Below are 2,594 nucleotides of genomic sequence, written 5' to 3' on the forward strand. Positions count from 1 at the left end.
CATGTCCGTGATCGTCGGTCCTCATCAGGCTCTGCGCCAGTCGGAATGACCAGGGGTTTTGCAGACCTTCCCTAGCAAGAACGATCATCAGTTGACGCATAGATTAGATTATCCATTGAATAGGCTAACGCCCAAGTTCACGGGCGGCCTGCCGTCCCGTGCAACGTAACGTTAGAACCTAATAACTGAAGCGAAGCAAAGATGGCAACAAAATACCCACAATACAAAATTGGGCAGTGGATTGATACCAGTGAAGAAGCAATGTCTAAGCCGGAATTAACCATCAGCTACGGCGTGGAGATAAGGCCGTACAAAGGCGCAAAATGGATGCACTGTTGCCGCGATAACAAGCCACTGATATTTGGCACTGCCGATGAAGCAAGCGCAGAAATTGCAAAACTCAAATCTAACGTAATGTAGACCGCACCAAGCCGCAGGCCATATCTGGCGCTTGCGGTCTAAATTGGCACGAAAAAAACGCGGAAAGGGGCTTGCAGCCTAGCTTGACGGCGTATATGCTGTATGAAAATACAGTGCTAAATTCAGCCATGAAACCCGCCGCCCCTCCTGTGTTGCGCGCCACACGGTTGCTGGACCAGGTCCGTGAGCGAATTCGTTACAAACACTATAGCCTGCGCACCGAGCAGGCCTACGTGCAGTGGGTGCGCATGTTCGTGAAATGGCACGGCTTGCGGCATCCACGAGACATGGGGCAGCTGGAAATCGAAGGTTTTCTGGCCATGTTGGCTAACGAGCGGCGGGTGGCGGCTGCCACGCACAACCAGGCGTTGAGCGCACTGCTATTCCTCTACCGCGAGGTGTTGGGCATGGACCTGCCATGGCTCGATGGCGTGCAGCGCCCGCGCACGCCCAAGCGCATTCCCTCGGTTTTGACGGTGGCCGAGGTGGCGGCTCTGCTATCGGCGTTGCCGGCCGATATGGCCTTGCTGGCCCGCCTGCTGTATGGCACCGGCATGCGTCTGATGGAAGGCCTGCGCTTGCGGGTCAAGGACGTGGATTTTGATCGTGGGGTGGTCGTGGTACGCCAGGCCAAGGGCGACAAGGATCGGGTTGTGATGCTGCCGCGCAGCCTGGCAGCCGAGCTGCGCCAACAGGTGCTCGCTGCGCGCGCGCTGTGGGAGCAAGACCGGCAGGCGCAGCGCGGTGGCGTGGACGTTCCGCATGCACTGGAGACCAAATACCCCGGCGTGGGACAACGTTGGGGATGGTTCTGGGTGTTCCCCGCTTCCTCCCTGTCGGTGGACCCGCGCACAGGTGTATGGCAACGCCATCACCTCTATGAGGAGCGATTACAGCGCGCCCTGAAGAAGGCCGTGGCACAGGCGGGCATTTGCAAACCCGTTTCTGTGCACACCTTGCGCCACAGCTTCGCCACGCACTTGTTGCAGTCGGGCACCGACATTCGCACGGTGCAGGAGTTGCTGGGGCACTCGGACGTGAGTACGACGATGATCTATACCCATGTCCTGAAAGTCGCTGCCGCAGGAACCGCCAGCCCGTTGGATTCCTTGGCCTTGCACTTGCGGCCTGGCTGAATGACGGCTTTGGAGCTTCTAGCTGGATGGCGGCTCAGGGTCGTTTTGCGACGGTCGCACAACGGCCATATGAGGACATTCGGACCTTTGCTCCGGAGATCGAGATCAAAAAATTTAGGTCTGTCTAAAAGAGGCGACAGCAAATTTGCCTCTTGAGCAGCAAGCCCATACAGTATTAAGCGAAATAGGCATGCGGACTGCATGTCGTCTAAATCTAGTTAGCCACATGGATATTTTCGACTTACTGACACAACCGACAACTTTAATTGGCTGTTTACTTGGCTTTGCTCTGGCAGTAGTCTTGCATTTCTTGTTTCCAGAGAACAATTTAACCTTTCTTCAGGCAATAATTGTCGCTGCAAGTACCTTGATTGGCATGCTCATCGAATACTCCTCCCCCAGGAAAAAACGAAATCAAAAATGAAAATTTTTATCCTTAAACAAGCTGTGTCTAACATTTCGGTCAAGCCGACCCGCATTCTGCGGGCGGCTTACCTCGCCCGTTGGTGAATGACCGCTCAGGGTCGGCAGCACCAGTTCGCAGCTTTGAAGAGCTGTCGTTCAGGTTGTTTGGCGCACTGCGATGCAGTCAGCTTCCGGTTTGAGGTGAGCAGCGGACGTCTGACCAAGTAGCAGATCAACGTCTGGTATCGGCGGCGGCAGTCACAGGCTTATCAAATCTCAGCGGCGGCAGCCAGCCTGAAGTCGCCATCCTCCTCCGGGAGGATTTTGTCGTGCCGGCTGGTTCATTCGGCCATCCGCATCGCAAGCTTGCGGTGCAGACGTGCTGACAGTTAAGGCTCGTGCCTCTTGGCATTGCCGTAGTTCTCGTCTACCACTACAAGTTGCTGCGACAAGCTGCCGCCTCGGCTTCAGGCCACAGGTTAGGCAACAAAAACCGCAACGCATCCATCGGCACACTGAAGCGCACCACCCCGCGGGGCGAATCTGACAGCAACAGGCCGGCCCCCAGTAGTTTGCCGATGAGTGTGGTCGCCGTGCGTTCGCCAAGCCCGGTCATGCGCGCGAAATCCCCTC

4 protein-coding genes and 1 pseudogene are annotated in these 2,594 nt (G+C 56.3%); 4 read left to right on the top strand and 1 reads right to left on the bottom strand.

What is annotated here, in order from left to right; all coding sequences use genetic code 11:
- The first annotated feature begins 201 nt into the window (after positions 1 to 201).
- The 4 genes from BN2503_RS20355 to BN2503_RS21420 all read left to right on the top strand — a co-directional run bounded on the left by BN2503_RS20355 (position 202) and on the right by BN2503_RS21420 (position 2,066).
- Complete coding sequence (locus tag BN2503_RS20355) at positions 202 to 420, top strand: hypothetical protein (protein ID WP_139235598.1); 219 nt, start codon at positions 202 to 204, stop codon at positions 418 to 420.
- Positions 421 to 548: 128 nt separating this feature from the next.
- Positions 549 to 1,556 (top strand): integron integrase, encoded by a 1,008-nt coding sequence (locus BN2503_RS18790; RefSeq protein ID WP_054258111.1) that lies wholly within the window; start codon positions 549 to 551, stop codon positions 1,554 to 1,556.
- A 226-nt stretch (positions 1,557 to 1,782) separates the two neighbouring features.
- Positions 1,783 to 1,980, top strand: coding sequence for a hypothetical protein (locus tag BN2503_RS20360; protein WP_139235597.1), 198 nt, complete (start codon positions 1,783 to 1,785; stop codon positions 1,978 to 1,980).
- Positions 1,977 to 2,066 carry a DUF1010 domain-containing protein gene (locus BN2503_RS21420; protein ID WP_353611904.1) on the top strand — a complete coding sequence of 30 codons (90 nt, stop codon included), beginning with the start codon at positions 1,977 to 1,979 and terminating at the stop codon, positions 2,064 to 2,066. The genes BN2503_RS20360 and BN2503_RS21420 overlap by 4 nt, the downstream gene beginning before the upstream one ends.
- A 328-nt stretch (positions 2,067 to 2,394) precedes the next feature.
- Here BN2503_RS21420 and BN2503_RS20605 read toward each other — a convergent pair.
- A pseudogene (locus BN2503_RS20605) lies at positions 2,395 to 2,594 on the bottom strand (Fic family protein); the annotation flags it as partial.

The organism is Paenacidovorax caeni, assembly GCF_001298675.1.
In the GTDB taxonomy this organism is placed as follows: Bacteria; Pseudomonadota; Gammaproteobacteria; order Burkholderiales; family Burkholderiaceae_C; genus Paenacidovorax; species Paenacidovorax caeni.

Coding starts and splice junctions, on each gene's coding strand:
- BN2503_RS20355 (WP_139235598.1), top strand. CDS start 202: ATGGCAACAAAATACCCACAATACAAAATTGGGCAGTGGATTGATACC.
- BN2503_RS18790 (WP_054258111.1), top strand. CDS start 549: ATGAAACCCGCCGCCCCTCCTGTGTTGCGCGCCACACGGTTGCTGGAC.
- BN2503_RS20360 (WP_139235597.1), top strand. CDS start 1,783: ATGGATATTTTCGACTTACTGACACAACCGACAACTTTAATTGGCTGT.
- BN2503_RS21420 (WP_353611904.1), top strand. CDS start 1,977: ATGAAAATTTTTATCCTTAAACAAGCTGTGTCTAACATTTCGGTCAAG.